This window comes from Klebsiella sp. 2680 (assembly GCF_900198535.1).
Lineage (GTDB): Bacteria > Pseudomonadota > Gammaproteobacteria > Enterobacterales > Enterobacteriaceae > Klebsiella > Klebsiella indica.
In genome coordinates, this window is the sequence record NZ_FZNJ01000001.1 from 1,169,207 (window position 1) to 1,191,659 (window position 22,453).

20 protein-coding genes are annotated in these 22,453 nt (G+C 55.2%); 9 read left to right on the forward strand and 11 right to left on the reverse strand.

The genetic code is table 11. The annotated features are described in order from the left end of the window. Together FN037_RS05585 and FN037_RS05590 are read right to left on the reverse strand one after the other, a co-directional pair. Nucleotides 1-1,083, reverse strand: a complete 1,083-nt coding sequence (locus tag FN037_RS05585) for an efflux RND transporter periplasmic adaptor subunit (protein ID WP_142501705.1) — start codon at nt 1,081-1,083, stop codon at nt 1-3. Between the two features lie 67 nt (nt 1,084-1,150). Then, the gene (locus FN037_RS05590; RefSeq protein ID WP_171034810.1) at nt 1,151-3,874 is read right to left on the reverse strand and encodes a cation-transporting P-type ATPase; all 2,724 of its coding nucleotides are present in this window, start codon (nt 3,872-3,874) and stop codon (nt 1,151-1,153) included. A 493-nt stretch (nt 3,875-4,367) separates the two neighbouring features. Between FN037_RS05590 and FN037_RS05595 the strand changes: the two genes are divergently transcribed. Further along, nucleotides 4,368-4,616 (forward strand): DUF1158 domain-containing protein, encoded by a 249-nt coding sequence (locus tag FN037_RS05595; protein ID WP_138359096.1) that lies wholly within the window; start codon nt 4,368-4,370, stop codon nt 4,614-4,616. Here FN037_RS05595 and FN037_RS05600 read toward each other — a convergent pair. The 3 genes from FN037_RS05600 to FN037_RS05610 all read right to left on the reverse strand — a co-directional run bounded on the left by FN037_RS05600 (nt 4,545) and on the right by FN037_RS05610 (nt 7,956). Then, the gene (locus FN037_RS05600) at nt 4,545-6,167 is read right to left on the reverse strand and encodes an alpha/beta hydrolase-fold protein (protein ID WP_142501706.1); all 1,623 of its coding nucleotides are present in this window, start codon (nt 6,165-6,167) and stop codon (nt 4,545-4,547) included. The two genes, FN037_RS05595 and FN037_RS05600, sit on opposite strands and share 72 nt — an antisense overlap. A 347-nt stretch (nt 6,168-6,514) precedes the next feature. Continuing rightward, on the reverse strand, nt 6,515-6,856 hold the full coding sequence (locus FN037_RS05605; protein ID WP_138359100.1) for a RamA family antibiotic efflux transcriptional regulator: 342 nt from the start codon (nt 6,854-6,856) through the stop codon (nt 6,515-6,517). A gap of 32 nt (nt 6,857-6,888) precedes the next feature. Continuing rightward, a complete protein-coding gene (locus tag FN037_RS05610; protein WP_142501707.1) occupies nt 6,889-7,956 on the reverse strand; it encodes an MBL fold metallo-hydrolase in 1,068 nt (355 codons plus the stop codon). 223 nt (nt 7,957-8,179) lie between these two features. Here FN037_RS05610 and FN037_RS05615 point away from each other — a divergent pair, with 223 nt between their 5' ends. The 3 genes from FN037_RS05615 to nfsB all read left to right on the forward strand — a co-directional run bounded on the left by FN037_RS05615 (nt 8,180) and on the right by nfsB (nt 9,901). Then, on the forward strand, nt 8,180-8,761 hold the full coding sequence (locus FN037_RS05615; protein ID WP_142501708.1) for a TetR/AcrR family transcriptional regulator: 582 nt from the start codon (nt 8,180-8,182) through the stop codon (nt 8,759-8,761). Continuing rightward, nucleotides 8,761-9,129, forward strand: coding sequence for an MmcQ/YjbR family DNA-binding protein (locus FN037_RS05620; protein ID WP_138359106.1), 369 nt, complete (start codon nt 8,761-8,763; stop codon nt 9,127-9,129). The genes FN037_RS05615 and FN037_RS05620 overlap by 1 nt, the downstream gene beginning before the upstream one ends. Nucleotides 9,130-9,247: 118 nt before the next feature. Further along, nucleotides 9,248-9,901, forward strand: coding sequence for an oxygen-insensitive NAD(P)H nitroreductase (nfsB, locus tag FN037_RS05625; RefSeq protein WP_138359108.1), 654 nt, complete (start codon nt 9,248-9,250; stop codon nt 9,899-9,901). On the opposite strand, the gene FN037_RS24335 is transcribed toward nfsB, so the two are convergent. Together FN037_RS24335 and FN037_RS05630 are read right to left on the reverse strand one after the other, a co-directional pair. Beyond that, nucleotides 9,888-10,064: a hypothetical protein gene (locus FN037_RS24335; protein WP_185929219.1), complete on the reverse strand. Its 177-nt coding sequence runs from the start codon at nt 10,062-10,064 to the stop codon at nt 9,888-9,890. The genes nfsB and FN037_RS24335 overlap by 14 nt on opposite strands. A 15-nt stretch (nt 10,065-10,079) precedes the next feature. Next, nucleotides 10,080-10,946 (reverse strand): helix-turn-helix transcriptional regulator, encoded by an 867-nt coding sequence (locus tag FN037_RS05630; RefSeq protein ID WP_138359110.1) that lies wholly within the window; start codon nt 10,944-10,946, stop codon nt 10,080-10,082. 110 nt (nt 10,947-11,056) lie between these two features. On the opposite strand from FN037_RS05630, the gene FN037_RS05635 reads away from it, so the two are divergent. The 4 genes from FN037_RS05635 (at nt 11,057) to pheP (ending at nt 15,790) form a co-directional block, all read left to right on the forward strand. Next, complete coding sequence (locus tag FN037_RS05635; protein WP_138359112.1) at nt 11,057-12,484, forward strand: MFS transporter; 1,428 nt, start codon at nt 11,057-11,059, stop codon at nt 12,482-12,484. Between the two features lie 77 nt (nt 12,485-12,561). Then, the gene (locus FN037_RS05640; RefSeq protein ID WP_138359114.1) at nt 12,562-13,797 is read left to right on the forward strand and encodes a mechanosensitive ion channel family protein; all 1,236 of its coding nucleotides are present in this window, start codon (nt 12,562-12,564) and stop codon (nt 13,795-13,797) included. 158 nt (nt 13,798-13,955) lie between these two features. Continuing rightward, nucleotides 13,956-14,372, forward strand: a complete 417-nt coding sequence (locus FN037_RS05645; protein WP_138359116.1) for an Exc2 family lipoprotein — start codon at nt 13,956-13,958, stop codon at nt 14,370-14,372. Nucleotides 14,373-14,413: 41 nt separating this feature from the next. Further along, nucleotides 14,414-15,790 (forward strand): phenylalanine transporter, encoded by a 1,377-nt coding sequence (gene pheP, locus FN037_RS05650; protein WP_138359118.1) that lies wholly within the window; start codon nt 14,414-14,416, stop codon nt 15,788-15,790. Nucleotides 15,791-15,857: 67 nt separating this feature from the next. On the opposite strand, the gene FN037_RS05655 is transcribed toward pheP, so the two are convergent. The 4 genes from FN037_RS05655 to FN037_RS05670 form a co-directional block, all read right to left on the reverse strand. Next, nucleotides 15,858-16,940 (reverse strand): YncE family protein, encoded by a 1,083-nt coding sequence (locus FN037_RS05655; RefSeq protein ID WP_142501709.1) that lies wholly within the window; start codon nt 16,938-16,940, stop codon nt 15,858-15,860. A gap of 339 nt (nt 16,941-17,279) precedes the next feature. Continuing rightward, nucleotides 17,280-18,233, reverse strand: coding sequence for an aldo/keto reductase (locus tag FN037_RS05660; RefSeq protein ID WP_142501710.1), 954 nt, complete (start codon nt 18,231-18,233; stop codon nt 17,280-17,282). 281 nt (nt 18,234-18,514) lie between these two features. Beyond that, nucleotides 18,515-19,291: a lysine/arginine/ornithine ABC transporter substrate-binding protein gene (locus FN037_RS05665; RefSeq protein ID WP_138359124.1), complete on the reverse strand. Its 777-nt coding sequence runs from the start codon at nt 19,289-19,291 to the stop codon at nt 18,515-18,517. Between the two features lie 19 nt (nt 19,292-19,310). Next, entirely contained in the window at nt 19,311-20,489 is a 1,179-nt protein-coding gene (locus tag FN037_RS05670) for a M20 aminoacylase family protein (RefSeq protein WP_138359126.1), read from the reverse strand. A gap of 396 nt (nt 20,490-20,885) precedes the next feature. On the opposite strand from FN037_RS05670, the gene FN037_RS05675 reads away from it, so the two are divergent. Further along, nucleotides 20,886-22,418, forward strand: a complete 1,533-nt coding sequence (locus FN037_RS05675; RefSeq protein WP_142501711.1) for a DUF1593 domain-containing protein — start codon at nt 20,886-20,888, stop codon at nt 22,416-22,418. Nucleotides 22,419-22,453 lie beyond the last annotated feature (35 nt).

Consider the following 22,453-nt stretch of genomic DNA (forward strand, 5'->3'; position numbering starts at 1 on the left):
TCATTCATTCAGCCACTGCACAGCGGCGCCGTCACGCAGGCGTTGAGCGCCTTCCGTCACCACACGTTCGCCCGCATGAAGTCCTTCCGTCACTGCCAGTCGCGGCCCCTGCTGGCCGCCAGGAATAATACGCCGCATCGTTACGGTATTGTTTGCCATCAGTATCCAGCAGTAAAAGCCCTGCGCGTCCTGCTGTACCGCAGAAACAGGGATCATCGGTTTTTCCTGACCCGCCAGCGGCCGGAAGAAAATCATCACGTTGCCGCCGGGCAGCAGACGGTGTTGCGGGTTAGCAAATTCGGCGCGCAGCGCCACGCTGGCGGTACGGCTATCAATACGGTTATCGACGGACGTCAGTACGCCATCTTCACGTTGCCCATCAATATCAACCTGCGCCAGCCACGCCTGTTTCAGCGCGCTAATATCGGGATATTGTCCCGCTTTAGCAAAAAATGCCGTCTCATCGAGTGAGAACGCAATGCGAATCGGGTCAAGCTGCACAACATCGACCAGCACGCCGCTGGCGGGATTGACCAGGCTACCGACATGAAACTGGCTATGGCCGACACGGCCGGTAACCGGGGACGTTATGCGGGTATAGCCGAGGGTAATCTTCCGGGCGGTAATCCGCGCCTGTGCCTGGTCCACGGCAGCCGCGGCGACATCGCGTTGCATTCGCACGGTATCAACATCGTTGCGGCTAATCGAATGGTTATTTTTTAATTGCTGATAACGGTTCAGTAGCTGTTGGGCCTGGCGTAATGACGCCTGCGCGCTTTTCAGTTCCGCCTGCGCCAGCGCCAGTTCGGCTTTTGGTTGCGCATCATCAAGCGTAAACAGTACATCGCCTTTTTTTACATACTGCCCGTCCTGAAAATGGCGCAGCACGATTGTCCCTTCGGTGCGGGCGCGAACAGCAACGGCATGAATGGCCTCAACGCGGCCGGAAATTTGCCGCTCATTGACATGCGGCGCGTGTTCAACGGTGGCGATACGGACCGGAATCGCCGGAGCGGCTGCGACCGTTAGCGCAAAACCCGCCAGGCCGCAGGCCAGTAAGGCGGAGCGGATCATCTTGTTCATGGGAAATTCCTTACGATGGCCCGGCCTCCCTCCCCTGGGAGAAGGGAGGCCGGGCGGAGCGGACGAACTAGGCGGCTTTGCGAAAACGACGGGTCAGGCGTTTCTCCACTTCCACCACCAGGAACATCGCCATACCGCTCGCCAGGGTGATAAACCAGTAGCGCAGCGGCAGCCCTTCGGTGCCAAACATCGCCTGCATTACCGGCACGTAGATGATGACCAGTTGCATCAGCAGCAGCACGCCGCTCACCAGCCAGATCCCTTTGTTACGCAGCAGCCCCATGTTCAGCGAGAAGCTGTCGCTGCTACGGCAGTTGATCATGTAGACCCACTGCGCGGTGACCAGCATCTGCAACAGCACGGTGCGGATAAACTCCGGGCTGTGGCCCCGCGGTGCCAGCCAGGCTTCAAGAATAAAGGCGGCGACGGCGATCATCGTGCCGACAAAAGCAACGCGCCAGATAGCGAAAGCATCCATCACATGCTGACCGGTTTTACGCGGCGGACGGTGCATCACATTACGCTCGGCGGCTTCAAATGCGAGGCCGAAGGAGAGCGTGGCGGAGGTCGCCATGTTCATCCACAAAATCAGTACCGGCGTCAGCGGAATAATGTTCCCCGCCAGCAGGGCGATGATAATCAGCAGCCCCTGCGCGAGGTTGGTCGGCATAATGAACAGAATGGTCTTCTTCAGGTTGTCGTAGACCCGACGCCCCTCTTTTACCGAACTGGCGATAGTGGCAAAGTTATCATCGGTGAGCACCATGTCGGCCGCTTCTTTGGTCACCTCAGTCCCTTTGATCCCCATGGCGATACCGACGTCGGCCTGACGCAGCGCCGGTGCATCGTTAACGCCGTCGCCAGTCATACCAACCACTTCACCGTTATCCTGCAGGGCTTTCACCAGGCGCAGCTTATGCTCCGGGCTGGTACGGGCAAAAATATCGTACTCAACGGCGGCTTTCGCCAGTTCGGCATCATCCATGTGCTCCAGCTGGTAGCCGGTCATCGCCTGGCGACTGTTGGCGATCCCCAACATCCCGCCAATGCTCATGGCCGTCTGCGGATGGTCGCCGGTAATCATCTTCACGCGAATCCCTGCATTCTGACAGGCGTGAATCGCGTCAATGGCTTCCGGACGCGGCGGATCCATCATCCCGGCGATGCCGAGGAACACCAGGCCTTCGCGCAGATCGTCATGGGTCAGCGTGGTGCTGCCGACGTTGGCTGGTTTGTATGCGGCGGCGACCATGCGCAGCCCCTGACGGGCAAAGCGCGCCATCTCCTCTTCCCAGTAGTGAGCGTCGAACGCCACCGGCCCCTGTTTGCTCATCTGCTGACGACACAGGGAGAAAATCACGTCCGGCGCGCCGGTAATCAGCACCCGCTCCTCATTGCCGATTTTCTGCCGGGTCGCCATATATTTATACTGCGAATCAAAGGGGATTTTCGCTACCAGTTGGGCGTCAACCGGTTCCAGTTGCGCTTTTGCCGCCAGCACTTTCAGCGCCCCTTCGGTTGGCCCGCCGGTAATGCCCCACAGACCGCGCTCATCCTGGATAATATGGCTGTCGTTACACAGGTCGATAGTGCGCAGGTACGTTTCCAGCACGCTGCCCGCTTTAATCTGCACCGGCGCATCGCTGCCCTCCAGATAGATACCGCCTTTCGGCTCGTAGCTGTCGCCTTCAACGCGATAGCAACAGTCGGCGGTGATAACCGCTTTAACGGTCATCTCGTTCATCGTCAGGGTGCCGGTTTTATCCGAACATACCACGGTCATTGCGCCCAGGGTTTCTACCGTCGGCAGTTTGCGGATAATCGCCCGCTGCCGCGCCATCGCCTGGACGCCAAGAGAGAGAATAATTGAGATAATCGCCGGTAAGCCTTCCGGCACGGCGGCAACCGCCAGGCTAATCAGAGAGAGCAGCAGCTCGCCGAGAGGAATATCGCGCAGCGCAAGGCTGAAGACAAACAGCGCCGCCATCATCGCCAGGATGATGACAAAAATCGCCTTGCCGAGTTTATCCATTTGCACCAACAGCGGTGTGCGATGCTTCTCAATGCCCGCCATCATCTGGTTGATGTGGCCAAGTTCTGTCTCCTGGCCGGTGGCGGTCACCACGCCAACGCCGCTACCGGCGCTGATGGTGGTGCCGGAAAAGAGCATATTGGTGCGGTCGCCCAGCGGCAGTTCCCCGTCCAGCACGTCGGTGGTTTTATCCACTACCGTCGATTCTCCGGTCAAAATCGCTTCTTCAACCCGCAGATTATGGGTTTCAATCAGGCGCATATCGGCCGGCACGCGGTCGCCGGCGCGCAGAATCACGATATCGCCAGGAACCAGGTCGCGCGTCGGGAGGGTTTCATGCTTACCGTTACGCTGTACGCGCGCATCGCTGGAGAGCATATTGCGGATGCTCTCCAGCGATTTTTCAGCGTTGCTCTCCTGGATATGGCCGATCAGGGCGTTGATGACCGTGACGCCAAGAATAACCAAAGTATCAACCCAATGGCCCATCACCGCAGTGAGCGCCGCGGCGACCAGCAGAACATATATCAGAACATCGTTAAAATGGGCGAGAAAACGCCGCCAGGCGGGCTTGCCCTTTTTCTCCGGTAACGCATTCGGGCCGTAAGTCCGCAAACGCTCAGCCGCCTCGGCGGCGCTGAGCCCGCCGGGATGGCTCTGTTTCTGCGCCAGCACCACATCAATCGTCTGCTGATATACCTGCCGTGGCGCAGCATTTCCCGAGGGGGTGGTATTATTTGTATTGAGCATTTTGGTCAAAATATCTCTCCCTTAAAATTCCGTGAGTCGGAAAGCCTGGCGTCATTCCGGGCAGTGAGAAAATTCAAATAAGCGCGAGAAAAATTGAGCAAACGCAATATTTAATCTCTCGCAAAATTCAAAAACTATGCTAAGTTAATTCTATGAAATAACTATTGCAGAATATGAATAAACAGTAATTAAACGAGGTTGACTATGTTTGGAATCTACCGCGGACGCCGTCTGGCGCTGTATATCCTGCTGGCGATTATTATCGCCACGTTAGTGGGATATAGCACCTATACTTTTGTAAAATCGCTGGCTTAATAATGACGCTAATTTACATTTCAGCGCAATTAACTTAATTACAAATAAGCCTCAATTAATTAACAAAGAAATTAACGAAGGGGATCATATATAATATCTTAAGGCGAAATTTAATTTCGTATGAAACAATATTGCATTCATTTCCCTTTTACCGGACAATATGTATTTAACCGATGATTAACAAATAATGAAACATCCGCTAGAAACGCTCCTGAGTGCCGCCGGCATTCTCCTGTTGGCTTTGCTCTCCTGCCTGTTGCTACCGGTGCCGTCCCCGGGACTGACGCTGGCGCAAAAGCTGGTTGAGACGTTCCACCTGATGGATCTCAACCAACTTTATACGCTGATCTTCTGCCTGTGGTTCTTAGCGCTGGGCGTAATTGAATACCTGGTGCTGCGCTGGATCTGGCGCCGCTGGTTTTCCCTTGAGCGCTAAGCCAGTAAAGTCGCGCATGCCGTCCACCAGCGCTTCGCACCAGGCGGCGTAATCGTGGCCGCTGGAAGAGGGATGGAAGCTCACCGCATAGCCTTTATCCTTCAATACCTGCTCAAATTCGCGCGTATTGACATAAATACCGCCATCCGGCCCGTGGGTTTCGAATTTACCCGCCTGTAACCAGAAGCGTACCGGATAGCGTGGCGATTGCTGATACTGTCGCGTCAACCAACTGGCCTCTTCCCCCGTTGGCGCCCACCAGTACGAGCCTGACAGACTCAACACATTGCCAAAATGCCGCGGATAACGCAGTGCCACCCATGATGCGGCCAGGCCGCCATAGCTGGAGCCTGCCACCACCGTTTTATGCCGACTCAGGCGGAGCCCCTGCCGATTCAGCCACGGTAGCAGCTCATGAGCCATAAAATCGGCAAAATGGGGATTCGGCGGCAGCTCTTTCGCCCGACGCGGATGATCGAGGCTATCAATAAACACCACGTTAATCGGCGGCAACTGATGACTGGCAATCAGGCTGTCCAGCACGTTGGCGAAATGATATTCGTCCTGGTAAGTTTTGCCATCGAACAACATCAGGGTCCAGCGTGCAGGCTGGGGCAGACGCGGACGGTAAATCATCACTTCGCGCGTATTCTGCAAAAAGTCGCTGCGCATCTGATGACGGGTTAAGGTTCCGTGGCGCAACGGCCGTGCCATACGCTGCGCCGTGCAGAAACGCACGGGATTAAGCGCCAGCAGCGAGTAGCGATTCCAGCGGTCGTGAGCCGCATTAATGCTATGCGGGTTGAGCGGGTCCGCCTGAGCGCTGACCAGAATCGCTCGCCGCTGCTCATGCCCGCTGCCGGTCACCTGCGGCACATCCGGAGCCAGCTTATACTGCATTAAGGTATCGGCAGGGACAACATAACTACGAAACCAGACATCAGAGTCGCCAAGACGAAACAGCGCATCGTGCTCTCCCGCGGGGGAGCCGAGAATAAACACATTCCGGCTCGCTCCGCGCCACAGGAAAGTAACCCGCTTATGGGTCGCATCAACCGGTTCCACCATCGGCGTGCCTTCCTGCGCGCGTTCCAGCCAGAAACGTGCCGTAGACCCTCCCGACGCCAGCTCGCGCATCAGTTGCTGCAGGCGCGGGCTGGCCGGGTCCTGCATCTGAATTTTCGTCAGCGCGATGGTTTCGCGCATCTGCCACTGAAAGCGCCAGCGCGCCCCCTCTTCGCCATGCAGCACCAGCGAGGAAGCACGGTTCACCGGCAAAGAAAACAGTAAGGTTTGCTCCCCGTCCGGTGGCCCCCCCGCCAATAGTGTGCGCAGACGACGGTTATGTTCATCCAGCAACCGGGCATCGGTGACGCCGGAAATGATCGCCGCGACGTAGTTCTCACCCAGCCTGGGCAGGTCAAAACAGACTTCGCCGCTGGCGTCGAACTTCCCCTGTAGTTCCCCCTGTAACGAAGGAGATTCGCAGTTTATCGCCGCTGCCGGTAAAGCACTCATGCCAATCAGCAGGCCGCTCCACGCCGTCTTCATTGCCCGATAGCTCCCTGTGAGAATTTGCCAATAACGTTAATGCAAATAATAACCATTTACAATGGTGTTACCACTGTAAACAGGCGCCACCGCAGTAATCCCCTCTCAGCGCGCGTTTTTGGCGACAGCCCGGCCAGGAATAGTCATAAGAACATTTCGATAGATGAATCATGGCCATGAATTTCACGGTGTTAACGCTCAACGCAGACTCGTCGCAGCACACCGACGATCCAGACGCCCCGCTAAAAAGAATAGCGGTAACAAAGACGCTATCGGTGACGGAAAACGACGCCCGAGATACCCGCTAAGAGTAAATATCCGCCGACAAAAAGGCCGGCGGAGGGTTTTCAGTGAGTACGACTGTGATTCTCTTTACGATAGGCACCCGGCGGCTGATTAAACGTGCGGGTGAAGATGCGGGTAAAGGTTTGCTGCGAGTCAAAGCCGTATTTCAGGCAAATATCATAGACTCGCTGATCGGTATCGCGCAGATCCCGTGCCGCCAGCAGCAGTTTACGCGCGCGAATGTAGCGCCCCAGACTCTCCCCTTTGTACTGTAAAAACAGTCGTTGCAAATGCCATTTCGAGTAACCGGCATGGCGCGCAATATCGTCAATACGTAGCGGCTGATGCAAATTATCATCAATCCACTCGACGATCGTATCAATAACCTGAGCGGAAATAGTCATATGTCCTCTCTCCTCCAGAACCACTCTCATCGTTACCGCCACCAGGCGTTAAATGATTGCGTTTTATCAGCGACCCAGACCGGCTCACCCAACACTGGCGTCAGCAGCCGCCATGGTCGCCCTGTACTGGCCTCCGCCAGCCTTTTATACGGATCATCCCATGTGTGTTTTGCCAGCACGAAGCGCCCGGCATGGCCCGGCAACACCGCTCGTGCATGAACATCGTCAGCGGCTTGCGCCGTCTCTTCCGGCGTCATATGGATGTACTTCCAGTCCTCGTCATACTGACCATTTTCCATAATGGCGAGGTCCACTTCGCCAAACTGTTCGCCGATAGCGTTAAAGTGCGGCCCGTAGCCGCTATCGCCGCTGTAGTAAATTTTCTGCTGCGAGGTAACCAGCATAAAGCTGGCCCACAAGGTCTGGTTACGTTTCAGGCCGCGGCCGGAAAAGTGGCGCGCAGGTAACACGTACACCGTGAGCTCATCGCTCACCGGCAAAGACTGATTCCAGTCCGCTTCGCTGATAATCGCGCCATTCATTCCCCAGTAGCGCAGGTGCGACCCGACGCCCAGCGGCGTCACCACCCGCTTGATTTTCGGCATCAGCGCCTTGATGGTGGCGTAGTCGAGATGGTCGTAGTGATCGTGCGAAATAATCAGCAGATCGATATCGGGCATCCCTTCAGCGTGCCACGGGTAATCACCAGGAAACGCCTTATTAATAAAAGAGAATGGTGCAGCATAGTGACTAAACACCGGGTCAATCAGAATGCGCTGGCCCGCCAGTTGCAGATACCAGGAGGAGTGTCCCAGCCAGACCAGAACGTCCTGACCTGGCGGCAGGCGGGCCAGGTCAGTTTTCACCAGCGGCAGCGGACCGGCGGGCCTGGCGTTTTCTCGCCTGGCGACAAGAAATGCCCACCACGCGGCCAGCATACTCTTTTTCCCGGTAAACCCCGGCGTTGGCAGCGCGTTATGAAACTGACCGTCATGATAGTGAGGCGACTGTTCCACCAGGCTGAGCTGCTCGCCATGCGGCGCCTGCCCAAATCCGGCACTGAGCGCAAACGGCAAAGTTGTTGCTGACGCTAATAACATGATGGCGACCACGCTAAAGATGACAGGGTTTATATCCTGCCCCCGGGAAACCGTTTTTCTGACGGTTTTCGCGGCAGGACTTGATTATGAGTGAGTAAGCACTCATTATTAGGGCGAAAGCTGAAAGTCGTCAAGACGATTTTCAAATTTTGACAGACACCGTTGCAGTGCCTGTATCAGACATGCTTAGATCGTCGTTTTATAACCTGTGAGGTAAAGTGTAGTGGCTCGTCCTAAGAGTGAAGATAAAAAACAAGCGTTACTGGAGGCTGCAACTGCCGCTTTTGCCCAATCGGGAATCGCCGCGTCGACCTCGGCCATTGCCCGTAGCGCGGGCGTCGCCGAGGGAACGCTGTTTCGTTATTTCGCCACCAAGGACGATCTGCTCAATGAGCTGTACCTGACAATAAAATCCGACCTGGTGAAGTCAATGATTGCCGGTCTCAATCCTGACGAACGTCGGCCAAAAGAGAACACGCGCAATATCTGGAACAGCTATATCGACTGGGGCGTGCGTAATCCGATGGAGCATAAAGCGATTCGGCGGATGGCGCTCAGCGAAAGGATCACCGACGAAACCCGCAACCGCGTCAGAGAGATGTTCCCGGAGCTAAACGAATTGTGCCAGCGTTCAATCAAGACCGTTTTCCAGTCTGACGAGTACCGTACCTTCGGCGACGCGTTATTCCTTTCGCTCGCTGAAACCACCATTGAATATGCCAGCCACGAGCCGAAACGCGCCGTACGTTTTGTTGAACTGGGTTTTGAGGCGATGTGGCAGGCGCTTGCCGAGGACAATCGCTGATGGATCCCCGCTCGCTCCACCGCCATGCGCACCGTATCGCGCTGGCGCTTCCCTTTGCCGATCACTGCTGGCCATTTGGCCCGGAGTACGATGTGTTTAAGGTCGGCGGGCGGATTTTTATGCTGACCATGACGGTACGGGGCCGGGCGCTGGTCAACCTGAAATGCGATCCGCAAAAATCGCTGCTGTATCAGGAGATTTACCGCAGCATTAAGCCCGGCTATCACATGAATAAAAAACACTGGATCACCGTGGTACCCGGCAGTGATATCAGCGAGGACCTGCTGGCTGAGCTTATTGGCGATTCGTGGCATCTGGTGGTCAATAAACTCAGCAAAAAAGAGCAGTTACGATTGCGCCCGGCCTGATTTTCAGCGTAGCGCGATAAGTGTTATCGCATTTTTACCCCTTATCATTTTCCCGGCATCGCTGTACTCTTCCCTCACCAGACGCACCCGCAAGGGGTTGTAAATAGTGAGGAAGAGTATGGATATCATATCAGTTGCCTTAAAGCGCTACTCCACCAAGGCATTTGACGCCACTAAAAAACTGACTGCCGGGCAGGCAGAAAACCTGAAAACGCTGCTTCAGTACAGCCCATCAAGTACCAACTCCCAACCGTGGCACTTTATCGTTGCCAGCACCGATGAAGGCAAAGCGCGCGTCGCCAAAGCGGCCAGCGGCACCTATGTGTTTAACGAACGTAAAATTCTCGACGCGTCCCATGTGGTGGTTTTTTGTGCCAAAACCGCGATGGATGACGCCTGGCTGAATCGCGTCGTTGACCAGGAAGAGGCCGATGGCCGCTTCGCCAATGCGGAAGCCAAAGCGGCAAACCATAAAGGCCGTACGTTCTTTGCTGATATGCACCGCAAAGATCTGCACGATGACGACCAGTGGATGGCAAAGCAGGTCTATCTGAACGTGGGCAACTTCCTGCTTGGCGTCGCGGCGATGGGCCTGGACGCCGTGCCGATTGAAGGCGTCGATTTCGCCATTCTGGACGCCGAATTTGACCTGAAAGCACAGGGCTACACCAGTGTGGTCGTCGTGCCGGTCGGCCACCATAGTGTTGAAGATTTTAACGCCGCCCTGCCAAAATCTCGCCTGCCGCAGGCGACAACCATCACCGAGATTTAATCCTCTCCTTCTGCCCCCGGGCTGCGGCGTGAATGCGTCCCGCCCGGGTTACCGATCCGCTCTCCGGCATGCCAGATACGCTCCGCATATCGGGGACCGCCAGCGCCTGCCACGCCCCCAGCGCGCGCGGAATAATACGCTGTTGCCGACGGGTAACGTTCATCAGCCCGCTTTGTCATTATTGCTTATTCAGCCACGCCAGCGCCTGCTCCCCCGCCGGGTCCATCGGCAAATAGACCAGCAGACGCGAGCCATTACGCGGGGCGGAATACCAGTACATCTGCTGTAAGCTAAATCGCCCAATCTGCGGATGTTTAAAATTTTTAACCTGATTCTCCACGCCGCGCACCTCATAGCGCTGGTGCCACAACGCCTCAAACTCCGCCGACGCGGCGAAAAAACGCGCCAGCTTATTCTCCCACGCCGGGTCACCACGGTGCTCCGCCATTGCCGCACGAAAATAAGACGCAAATGTCGCCAGTACATCGCGATTTTCGATGCGGCTTCGCCAGGTTTCATTGGTCAGATACAGATAAATGCAGTTGCGATCGTCTTCCGGGATCGTCGCGAAATCGATGCCCATCAGGCGGCAAAAGCTGTCGTTCCAGGCGACAATATCAAAGCCCGGCGTCTGAATGCTGGCGGGCTGCGGCATCAGGCTATCCAGCATTCGTCTGGCGCCGGGGCTAATACCTTCGCATACCGTGGTCTCTGTGGATTCCGGCGGCGTCAGCCCGGCCAGCACAAACAGATGCCGGGTTTCCAGTTGACTGCACTGTAGCGCATTCGCCACCCCCGCCAGCACCGTCTCCGACGGATTCACTTCCCGTCCCTGCTCCAGCCAGGTATACCAGGTGACACCGACATCCGCCAGCATCGCCACCTCTTCCCGCCGTAGCCCCGGCGTGCGCCGCCGCCCGACGCGAGGCAGCCCCAGGCGCTGCGGGTCAAGGCTTTCGCGCCGGGCGCGCAAAAATGCCCCGAGCTGTTTACGACTGTCATCGGTGATGAATCCCCCCGATTCACGTTGCGGTATTGTGGCCATAACATCTCCAGCATGGTAGTGCTGATACCAGTATAGACAGGAACTGGTACCCGTTTAATTTATCGGTGATGCTACGACCATCCGCTGAATGACGCAATGGAGAGTCTCCGATGAATTCGTCTGCTGTTTCACCCGGTCACGCCGGTTTATTCCTCCTGTTAACTGGCCTGATGTTGCCACAAATCGATACATCGATAACGAACGTCGCCCTGGATTCCATCACTCAGTCGCTGGCAGCCAGCGCCACGCAGCTGGAACTGATTGTCGCCCTGTACGGCGTCGCCTTCGCCGTGTGTCTGGCAATGGGGAGTAAACTTGGCGATAACTACGGTCGTCGCCGTCTGTTTATGTGGGGCGTGGCGGTTTTTAGCGTAGCCTCGCTGTTGTGCGGGCTGGCCACATCGATGACCACGCTGCTGATCGCCCGAACGTTACAAGGAGCCAGCGCGGCGCTGATCGTGCCGCAAATCCTTGCCACCCTGCACGTCACGCTAAAAGGTACCGCGCATGCCAGGGCCATCAGCTTATATGGCGGTATCGGCGGTATCTCTTTTATCGTCGGGCAAATGTGCGGCGGCTGGCTGGTGTCGGCGGATATTGCCGGCTTAGGCTGGCGAAACGCCTTTTTTATCAATGTGCCAATTGGCCTGCTGGTGCTGGCCTTTAGCCGCCGCTATATCCCGGAAACCCGGCGTGACGAGCATTCGCCAGTTGACTGGCAGGGCACCTTTAGCCTCGCGCTCATCCTCTGTTGCCTGCTGTTTCCGATGGCGCTGGGGCCAGAGCTGCACTGGCCTTTAACCCTGCGTCTCTCCCTCATCGCGGTATTCCCGCTGCTGGCCTGGATGTGCGTTAGCGCTCAGCGTAAACAACAGCGAGGCGAACAACCGCTGCTACCGCCGCGCCTGCTGAAAACGGGCAGTATGCGTTTTGGTATCGCGATTGCCCTGCTCTTTTTCAGCGCCTGGTCGGCGTTTATGTTTTGCATGGCGCTAACCCTGCAATCCGGGCTGGGAATGGCCCCCTGGCAGTCAGGCAATAGCTTTATCGCTCTCGGCATCGCCTATTTCCTCTCTGCGCTTTACGCCCCCAGGCTGATCGCCCGCTACAGCATCGGGCGCATATTACTGACGGGTCTTGCGGTACAGATTATCGGTCTGTTGCTATTGAGCGTCACGTTTTATCGCTTCGGTATCCACACCACGACGCTGTGCCTGATACCGTCGACAGCGCTTATTGGCTACGGGCAGGCGCTGATTGTGAATACGTTTTACCGCATTGGCATGCGCGACATTAGCGCGAATGATGCCGGGGCCGGGAGCGCAATCCTCAGTACTCTGCAACAGGCAACATTTGGCCTCGGGCCAGCACTGCTGGGATCGCTCTTTTTAAGCTTCGCCCGACGCAGCGGAGGAAGTTATCCCCTCGCCTTTATTGATTTTTTAGCGGTAGAGATGGTGATGATGGTGCTGCTGGGGATTATCGCGTTGCGCTTCCGCCGTCACCTTAACGCATGCCCGACGGCGATAACGTCGTAATTCACCTCTGCGTAACCTGAGATTTGCATAATAGACATCCAGCGGTCATCATAAGCGCTGGATGTAAAGGAGACGTTATGCAGGAATTAATCTCGGAAATCGCCGCGTTAGGCATCGAAATAACCCCAACCACCTCACTTATTATTATCTTCGGCATTATTCTTCTGACGGCGGCTGTCGTTCACCTTATTTTGCATAAAGTGGTGCTGCGCACGTTCGAAAAACGGGCGCAGGCCAGTAGCCATTTGTGGCTGCAAATTATTACGCAGAACAAACTTTTTCACCGTCTGGCCTTTACCCTGCAAGGGATAATCGTCAACGTGCAGGCGGTATTATGGCTACAAAAAGGTAGCGAGGCCGCAGAAATACTCACCACCTGCGCACAGCTGTGGGTGATGATATACGCGTTAATGTCCTTCTTTTCGCTGCTGGATGTCGTGCTTAACTTATCGCAAAAATTCGCCTCCGCCTCTCAGCTTCCGCTTAAAGGGATATTCCAGGGAATTAAGCTGGTCTGTGCGATTATTGTCGGCATTTTGGTTATCTCATTATTAATTGGCCAGTCTCCGGCGATCCTGATTAGCGGCCTTGGCGCGATGGCGGCGGTCCTGATGCTGGTGTTCAAAGACCCGATCCTTGGCCTGGTGGCCGGTATTCAGCTCTCCGCCAACGATATGCTAAAACTCGGTGACTGGCTGGAGATGCCGAAATATGGCGCTGACGGCGCGGTGATTGATATCGGCCTGACCACGGTAAAGGTGCGTAACTGGGATAATACCATCACCACCATTCCGACCTGGTCGCTGGTTTCCGATTCGTTTAAAAACTGGAGCGGGATGTCCGCCTCCGGCGGTCGGCGAATCAAGCGCAGCCTGAATATCGATACCACCAGCATTCATTTTCTTGATGAGCAGGAGCAGCAGCGCTTGATTCAGGCCCGACTGTTAAAGCCGTATATGGATTCGCGTCATCAGGAAATCAGCTTGTGGAACCAGCAAAATGCCGCTGACCAATCGATACTGAACCAGCGCAAAATGACCAATATCGGCACCTTCCGTGCCTATTTACAGGAGTATTTACGCAACCATCCCCGCATTCGACAAGATATGACCCTGATGGTGCGTCAACTGGCACCAGACGCCAACGGCCTGCCGCTTGAGATTTACTGCTTCACGAATACTGTGGTGTGGGCGGAATATGAAGGCATCCAGGCGGATATCTTCGACCATGTCTTTGCCGTGGTTGACGAATTTGGCCTGCGGATTCATCAGTCGCCAACCGGCAACGATATTCGTTCACTGCGGGAGAGCTAATCAGGTAGACTGAGATACTGGCGCAGAAATTACGCGCCAGTCCATTTCAGCATCGACCCTTTATCTGGTCAGCACGTCATAATGCAAAAATACGAGCAGGATGCTCAAAATACATCTCTGCTCATTTTTAAAATTAATGATTAGGGATGATATCAACAATGAAATTAAACATAGCAATTATCGCACTCAGTTGCGCTCTTGCCGCGCTCGTCGGCTGCAGTTCATCAAAATCCTCACCGGAACGCCACGCGTACTATTTCGTCTCGCACCGTTCTGATTTTGTCGGTGGTAATTTCGCCACTAACCGTCAGGAAAATTACCGCTTAAACCTGCCAAACTTTACCGGGATCTATGCCAGGGGCCAACAGGACAGAAAGTCAGGCGTAAGCGAAAGCGACGCCCGCCGTATCGCCGACGGCATTAAGCAACAAATGGCGCAGGGCACCAGAATACAGCACACGTTCAACGGTAACGCCAGCGATAAGTGGGAAAACGAGATGGAGAATAAAGATGCCGTGTTACTCGGTAACGAACTGGCTGGCGCCTATCTTGACGGCTATCTTGGGGTGAAATAAATGTTAAAAGGTGCCCTTCATAAAACACACAGGGGAGTGACGTGAAAAACGCACTAACGTCGTCGGATGTCGTAGAGGGAAACGGCCCGGCGCTTCATCGTGGTTTACAGAACCGACATATCCAGCTTATCGCTCTCGGCGGCGCCATCGGAACCGGCCTGTTTCTCGGTATTGGACCGGCAATTCAAATGGCGGGACCGGCAGTCCTGCTCGGCTATGCCATCGCCGGGATCGTCGCCTTTCTGATTATGCGTCAACTGGGCGAAATGGTTGTCGAAGAGCCGGTATCTGGCTCTTTTGCCCATTTTGCGTATAAGTACTGGGGGCCGTTTGCCGGCTTTCTGTCCGGCTGGAACTACTGGGTCATGTTCGTGCTGGTGGGAATGGCGGAGCTGACCGCCGCGGGTATCTATATGCAGTACTGGCTACCGGATGTTCCGACATGGATCTGGGCCGCTGCATTCTTCATCATTATCAACGCCGTTAACCTCGTTAATGTTCGCCTGTACGGTGAAGCGGAATTCTGGTTCGCGCTCATTAAAGTGCTGGCAATTATCGGCATGATTGGCTTTGGTCTGTGGATGCTGTTCAACGGCCACGGCGGCAGGAAGGCGGGGCTCGGTAATCTGTGGGAGTACGGCGGCTTTTTCGCCACCGGCTGGCACGGCCTGATGATGTCGCTGGCGGTGATCATGTTCTCCTTTGGCGGTCTGGAGCTTATCGGCATTACCGCTGCGGAAGCCCACAACCCTGAGAAGAGCATTCCCAAAGCGGTTAACCAGGTAGTGTACCGTATCCTGCTGTTTTATATCGGCTCTCTGGTGGTTCTGCTGGCCCTCTACCCGTGGGTGGAAATCAAGTCCGACAGTAGCCCATTCGTGATGATTTTCCATAATCTTGACAGCAACGCGGTGGCTTCAGCGCTGAACTTCGTGATCCTGGTAGCATCGCTATCGGTCTATAACAGCGGCGTTTATTCCAATAGCCGCATGTTGTTCGGCCTGTCGGTGCAGGGTAATGCGCCGAAGTTCCTTGCCAGCGTCAGCAAGCGTGGCGTGCCGGTAAATTCCCTGCTGCTCTCCGGGGTGATTACCTCGCTGGTGGTGCTGCTTAACTACCTGCTGCCGCAGAAAGCCTTTGGTCTGTTAATGGCGCTGGTGGTGGCGACGCTGCTGTTGAACTGGATTATGATTTGCCTGGCGCACCTGAAATTCCGTGCCGCTCAGCGGCGAGAAGGGCGCGAGCCGAAGTTTAAAGCGCTGCTGTCTCCGGCCAGTAACTATTTATGTATCGCCTTTCTGGGGCTGATTCTGGCGCTGATGTGCACGATTGACGGTATGCGTTCATCGGCGATTCTGCTGCCAATATGGATACTGTTTCTGTTTGTCGCCTTTAAAGCTTTACGCCGCCGGGCGTAGCGCGTGACTGACCCGCCTGGCGAATGGCGCTAAACCCATTAGCATTATCCCATCGCCAGGCTGGCTTTTATTTCGCAGTCAGATCAATACGGACAACGCTGTCCGGTCCTTTCGTCGAGTGATCTTTATTAAACGCCTGTTTAACGGTGACATACAGCGTCTGACCATCGGCAGAAATCAGCAAGCTGTTGGGATTCACCGGCAGATCCCACGTCTTTTTCAGCGCATAGCTGGTGCCATCAAGGCTGATAACCTTGCCTGCTTCACGCCGGGAGATATAAATTTCGTTGCGCTCAGGGTTGAATAGCACCGCCAGCGAATCGCCCACATCCAGTTGCTTAATCACCTTGCCGCTGTGAATATCAAGCACCAGCGTGGTTTTAGCTTTTGAATTGTCGGTGACGAACAAACGACCGGTGGCGCTATCTTCAGCGATATTCAGCAGCAAGGCCGGTTTATCGCCCAGCGGCTTCCAGCGGTGTTCGATGCGGTTATTACGCGGGTTAATCACCAGGATCTCTCCGCTGCCGTTTGCCGCATACAGACGTTGGGTTTGCGCGGAATAGTGCAGGCCGGTCACCCATTTACCCGCGTTTTTGATGCGCGCTTTCAGCTTCAGGTTTTTAGCATCGACCACCCAGATGAGCGCCGGATCGGCAACAGCGCCAACATAAAGGGTGTTATCAACCAGCAGGATCTGCCGTGCGCCGTAGGGGCGACCTTTCTCATTACGCTCGCTAAACAGCAGGCGTTTTTTTACTTTGCCACTCGCGGTGTCAATGGCGCTGATACCGCCATCCAGCGAATTGGTGACGAACAAGGTGCTACCGTCCGGGCTAAGCTGTACAGCAAAGTTTTTCAGATCGGTATGGGTCATACCGGTGGTTTTCAACGTGGTCGGCTCCAGCTTATATACCGCCCCGCCCTGCACATCTTTAAAGCTATCGGCGCTGGCGACGTATAGCGCATCGCCTTTCGGACTCAGCGCCATCTCATACAGCCCGTCCGCCAGCTCGCGCCTGAGTGGCTGTACGGTGGTTTCCGCGCTTTTGGCGGCAACAGGTTGAGAAACGGGAGTGGTGTGGGTGGCGGCACAGCCGCTTAAGATGGCAGAAATAACCAGCGTCAACGCCGGGAGTGTGTGTTTCATAGATCAATCCTGGACAAAATCAATGATCCGATGGTAACTCCGCGGCCGAGATTCTCTTTTCGGTCCTGCGCGAACGAGTCCCACCCTGTGCCTTCGCCGTTTCCCTGTGATCGCGCCACTGAGGCAGGTAGTTCCCTGAAACCCTGCAAACAAAAAGAAGAATGAGAACTATACGCATTACATTGTTATAAGCAAGCCCGGCGTTGTCCCGGACGAAAACATTTTATTTTTCGGGGATAGCCAGTCAGAAGACGGGGATTTGCGGAAAATAATCGGGAAATATCCAATAAAAAATACGAATAAAAAACGCCGGAACCGCGGTGGCCCCGGCATACAGGGTTACGCGCTGGCAATATCCAGTTGCGCCCGTTGTTTACTGTTCAGGCTCAACGTCGCAGCGTGGGCAAAACTTTCTACCTGGGCAATGCTGGTGGCGCTGGCGACAGGCGCCGTCACGCCTTCACGGCTCATCAGCCAGGCTAATGCCACTTCCGCCGGTTTGGCATCCAGTTGTTCCGCCACGTCAACCAGCGTATCAACAATGCGCAACCCACGCGGATTGAGATATTTACCGATACCTGCGCCACGCAGGCTTTGCGCCAGATCGGACTGCTGGCGGTATTTTCCGGTCAGAAAGCCCGACGCGAGACTGTAATACGTCACCACGCCAATATCACGGCTGATGCACAGATCGCCCAGCGCCCCTTCGAAGGCTGAACGATGATAAAGATTATATTCCGGTTGCAGCACCTGCCAGGCCGGCAGGCCGCTTTTACGCGACACCTCCAGAGCGGCGGAAAGCTGTTGCGCATCAAGATTAGACGCCCCCATCGCACGAATCTTCCCTGCCTGCTGTAAGGCGTGGAACGCTTCCAGGGTTTCGGCTACCGGCGTTTCCGGGTCTGGCCAATGAGCAAAGTAAAGATCGATATAATCGGTATTCAGGCGACGCAATGAATCCTCTACCGCCTGCTGGATCCACGCCTTTTTCAGCCCTTTATGACCAGGAAGGCCTAAATCGGCCCCCACTTTGGTGAAGATCTTCACCTTCTCACGCATGCCTGGCCGCGCCTGTAACCAGCGGCCGATAATGGTCTCAGACTCGCCGCCCTGATTACCGTCGGCCCAGCGGGCGTAAACATCCGCCGTGTCGATGGCGTCAAAGCCGTGATCTATAAATGCATCAAGAATGGCAAAGCTGGTTTTTTCATCAATGGTCCAGCCAAAAACGTTGCCGCCAAACACCAGCGGAGCGATGGAAAATCCGGTTTTACCTAAGGGACGTGTCATCATGCCGTTCACTCCTTATTTGCCCGCCACATGTCACGTTGCCTGTGCGTCGACGTTGGTGACCCGGCTAATCCCTGAGCCTCGCCCCTGACGGGGCGCCTGCCGGCAACCTGTCACTCCGCTCCCGGCGAATGTGTCACTCTCTTGTCGGCGCCATTCAACGCAAATATATAGGGAATCGCTTATATTCTGTGTCCTTCTAAATCGATCAAGGGTCAGAAACAATAGTAAGAGAAAAGGAAGCCTGAAGCGGGCTGTCCATGCCCGCCACCTGCATTACAACATTATGTCCCGGAATAGACGTCAAAGCTAAAATATTTCCCTGCTAACTTTTTATAAGTGCCGTCAGCGAGAATTTTGGCAATCGCGCCGTTAATCTCCTGGCGCAGCGCGTCGTCCCCTTTGCGCAGGCCAATCGCCGCCCCCGCGCTGAATAGCGCGTCATCGCGCAATGGCCCGCCAACGAAGGCGAAATCTTTACCCTGCGGCTGCTGCAGGAAGCTGTAGTCGGCCATCATTCCGGAAAGCACCGCGCCATCAATACGCCCGGACTCCAGATCCTGTACCACACGATCGGCGCCCTGATAAGCGACGATATTAATTCCCGCCGGTCGCCAGTGCTGGTTGACGTAAGTTTCCTGCGCCGATCCCTGCTCTACGCCAATGGTTTTGCCCTGCAGTTGCTCAATACTATTGCCGGTGAGGGTATTTTTACGCGCCACGAGGAACACCGGGCCGTTATATAGCTTATCGCTAAAGGCTATCTGCTCTTTTCGCTTCTCGGTCATATACATTCCGGAGAGGATCGCATCGAACTTACGCGCCTTCAGCGCCGGGATAATGCCATCAAAATTACTTTCCACCCACACGCACTTCGCCTGAAGCTGCTGGCAAATCGCATTCCCCAGATCAATATCAAAACCCATCAGCTTGCCCTGCGGATCTTTCCATTCAAACGGCGCGAAAGTCGGATCGACGCCAAAACGAATTTCCTTATTTTCTGCGGCCAGGGCTGAAGTTGAGGCCATCAGCGCGACCCACAGCAGAAGAGATTTTTTCATTATTTACGGACTCCAGAGTTCAACGACAGTGTGTTTCAACTAACCGGGCGAACAACGTCGCACCGGTGGAAATAATGTCATCATTAAAGTCATAGCCGGGGTTGTGCACCATACAGCCGCCCTTCCCGCCTTTTTCACCATTACCCAGCAGGAAATAGCAGCCGGGGCGCTCCCGCAGCATAAAGGCGAAATCTTCGCTGGCGTTCATCGGCGCGACCGACTCCAGCACCCCCTCTTCGCCAAACACCTCCAGCGCCAGCGCTTTGGCGAACGCGGTTTCCTCGAGGCTATTAGTGAGAACAGGATAGGAGTCAAAAACCTCGACGTCGCTACTGGCGCCGTAGCTTTTGGCAGTAAAATCAGCCAGTTCCTTGATGCGTTTTATCAACAAATCGCGGATCGCCGGCTTCATCGCCCGCACGCTGAGCTCCATTACCACCTTCTCCGGGATGACATTAGAGGCAATACCCGCCTGGAAAGTGCCGACACTCACCACCGCGGTTTCTCCCGGTGGCACATTACGCGCGACGATACTCTGCAGATTCATCACCAGCGCCGCGCCGGTCACAATCGGGTCAACGGTGCGCTCAGGGTGGGCGCCATGCCCACCGTAACCGGTAAGGGTGATTTTCACCGTATCCGCCGAGGCCATAAAGTTGCCGGCGTAAAAGCCCAGTTTTCCTACCGGCAGACCGGGCATATTGTGCAGGCCGAAGATCCGTTCGCAGGGGAAGCGCTCAAACAGACCGTCTTTAATCATTAAATCCGCACCGCCAATCGCTTCTTCTGCGGGCTGGAATATCAAATGCACCGTGCCGTTAAACTGACAGGCCGGAGAGGCGATATACTTCGCTGCCGCCAGCAGGATAGTGGTGTGACCGTCATGGCCGCAGGCGTGCATCTTTCCGGCAACGGTGCTGGCCCACGGAAGATCGGTGGCTTCGACAATCGGCAATGCGTCCATATCGGCGCGCAGGCCGATAGTGCGCGGTGAATCGCCCTTGCTCAGCGTTCCCACTACCCCGGTTTTTGCCAGCCCTCGGCTCACCGTATAGCCCCACTCAGTCAGTTTCCCGGCAACCAGTTCGCTGGTATTAAATTCCTCAAGGCTTAATTCAGGATTGGCATGTAAATAATGACGGATCGCAATCATTTCATCTTCAGTGGCCTTGATTTCGGGAATTACAAAGTCGGTCATGCCGGTCTCCGGGAATAGAATTAGGTATTAAGCTTTAATAACTTAACCTGCCAGGGCGTTAATGCAAGCAGGATTTGTTATTCCGGAGGGCGTTTTATCTTATTTATTAATATTGGGTTATCGCGGATAAATTGACATAAAACTGCTATGACCATCACACAATGGCGCTTTTTCTTTTTATTTTGTTTCCTGTGTTAACTATATTGCTTCCACTTAATCAGTCATTAACTTAGAGCCTATCCCACCAGGCGTTATTGGCGCAGCCAGTTTGAACACGGCCAGCGCGGAAGAACCGGAGCGTACAGGTAGTACGTGAGGATTCTGAGCACTGCCCAGGTTCAAAATGACAAGCAAAATAGCCCTAATGGAATAGGCTCTTAATGTCGAGAGTGGAAGATGAAACAACACCACAACAACCTTGCCCTGGGCGTCATGGCGGGCCTGCTAGCGCTGTTCGCACCACTGGCGGTTAACGCGGAGGCAACCATCAGCGAGATGGCCAGTAAAACTCTACCCTATCAGGAAAAGCCGCGGGTCTTCGTGCTGACCGATATCGGCAACGAACCGGACGATCAGATGTCGTTAACCCGTTTTTTGCTCTATGCCAACGAGATGAATATCGAAGGGGTGGTAGCAACAACCTCCACCTGGCAGCGGGAAAAAGTCCATACCGATATGATTGATTTGGTGCTCCGTCATTACGGCGAAGTCCAGCCTAACCTGCTTAAACACGCAGCCGGATTCCCGACGTTCAATCAGCTCAAAGCCGTCGTCGCCCCAGGCCTGGCCAGCTATGGCATGGCGGCAACCGGAGAAGGGAAAAATACCGCCGGGTCCGACCTGCTGCTTAACGCCATTGAAAAAAGCACTGATGCTAACCACCCGCTGTTTATTAATCTGTGGGGCGGCGCCAATACCCTGGCGCAGGCGCTAAAAGACCTGTCGAAAAAACATCCGGCCAGCGTCGTTAAGGCGCTGACGCGCAACCTGGTGGTTTACGCCATCTCCGATCAGGATGATGCCGGGTTCTGGGTACGCGAGCACTATCCGGAAATCACTTATATCGTCGACCCTTCCAGCCAGAACGGCGAAGATTATGCCCGTGCCACATGGACCGGTATCAGCGGCGACCGGTACTATCGCAATGCGCCGGGGGCAGACTTCACCACCGTCTCCCAACATTGGCTGGATCAAAACATCCGCAACGTCGGACCAATGGGCAAAGGTTATCTGCAATATCTGTTTATTATGGAAGGGGACACCCCGGCATTTCTCGGTCTGATCCGCAACGGCCTGGATAGCGAGCAGAACCCGGGCTGGGGCGGTTGGGGCGGGCGCTATATCGTACGCCAGCCGCAGCATGAAACGCGTCCCATCTGGACCAACGGCGGCGATTTTTATCCCGGTAGCCCCAACGCCGCCGATACGGTCACTGGCGTCGACGGCAAGCGCTATACCTCAAATCAGGCCACCATCTGGCGCTGGCGCGAGGCGTTCCAGCACGATTTCGCCGCTCGCATGGCGTGGGGAATCAAAGATTATGCCTCAGCCAACCACAATCCTCAGGTGGTGGTGAACGGCCAACAGGGACAGCAGGTAGTATATCTTGATGCCAAAGTGGGAGAGGTGCTGACATTAAACGCCGCAGGCAGCAAAGATCCTGACGGTAATCAGCTTAGCTATAACTGGTTCCGCTATCCGGAAGCCGGTTCCGCCAGCGCTCAACCGGTGGCGTTCAACGATGTGCAGGGTCGGTTCGGGGAAGATTATTTGCAGGCCCCCGCGATCCTCTCATTAAGCGACAACGGCAAACCAACGGTTAAAGTCAAAACGCTGCGCCACGGCACGGAACATATCATTCTGGCGGTTACCGATAACGGTAAACCATCACTCACCGCTTACCGACGGATTATTGTTTCCGTGAAATAACCGACTTTGATCGGCGCCGGGTGGCTCGCGTTGCC

Bases quoted from the DNA above. Each gene is read 5' to 3' on its own strand.
- FN037_RS05585 (WP_142501705.1), bottom strand. From the start codon at position 1,083: ATGAACAAGATGATCCGCTCCGCCTTACTGGCCTGCGGCCTGGCGGGT.
- FN037_RS05600 (WP_142501706.1), bottom strand. From the start codon at position 6,167: ATGAAGACGGCGTGGAGCGGCCTGCTGATTGGCATGAGTGCTTTACCG.
- FN037_RS05645 (WP_138359116.1), top strand. From the start codon at position 13,956: ATGAAATTAAACATAGCAATTATCGCACTCAGTTGCGCTCTTGCCGCG.
- FN037_RS05660 (WP_142501710.1), bottom strand. From the start codon at position 18,233: ATGATGACACGTCCCTTAGGTAAAACCGGATTTTCCATCGCTCCGCTG.
- FN037_RS05670 (WP_138359126.1), bottom strand. From the start codon at position 20,489: ATGACCGACTTTGTAATTCCCGAAATCAAGGCCACTGAAGATGAAATG.
- FN037_RS05605 (WP_138359100.1), bottom strand. From the start codon at position 6,856: ATGACTATTTCCGCTCAGGTTATTGATACGATCGTCGAGTGGATTGAT.
- FN037_RS05655 (WP_142501709.1), bottom strand. From the start codon at position 16,940: ATGAAACACACACTCCCGGCGTTGACGCTGGTTATTTCTGCCATCTTA.
- FN037_RS05595 (WP_138359096.1), top strand. From the start codon at position 4,368: ATGAAACATCCGCTAGAAACGCTCCTGAGTGCCGCCGGCATTCTCCTG.
- FN037_RS24335 (WP_185929219.1), bottom strand. From the start codon at position 10,064: ATGAACGTTACCCGTCGGCAACAGCGTATTATTCCGCGCGCGCTGGGG.
- FN037_RS05640 (WP_138359114.1), top strand. From the start codon at position 12,562: ATGCAGGAATTAATCTCGGAAATCGCCGCGTTAGGCATCGAAATAACC.
- FN037_RS05630 (WP_138359110.1), bottom strand. From the start codon at position 10,946: ATGGCCACAATACCGCAACGTGAATCGGGGGGATTCATCACCGATGAC.
- FN037_RS05610 (WP_142501707.1), bottom strand. From the start codon at position 7,956: ATGTTATTAGCGTCAGCAACAACTTTGCCGTTTGCGCTCAGTGCCGGA.
- FN037_RS05620 (WP_138359106.1), top strand. From the start codon at position 8,761: ATGGATCCCCGCTCGCTCCACCGCCATGCGCACCGTATCGCGCTGGCG.
- nfsB (WP_138359108.1), top strand. From the start codon at position 9,248: ATGGATATCATATCAGTTGCCTTAAAGCGCTACTCCACCAAGGCATTT.
- FN037_RS05675 (WP_142501711.1), top strand. From the start codon at position 20,886: ATGAAACAACACCACAACAACCTTGCCCTGGGCGTCATGGCGGGCCTG.
- FN037_RS05635 (WP_138359112.1), top strand. From the start codon at position 11,057: ATGAATTCGTCTGCTGTTTCACCCGGTCACGCCGGTTTATTCCTCCTG.
- FN037_RS05665 (WP_138359124.1), bottom strand. From the start codon at position 19,291: ATGAAAAAATCTCTTCTGCTGTGGGTCGCGCTGATGGCCTCAACTTCA.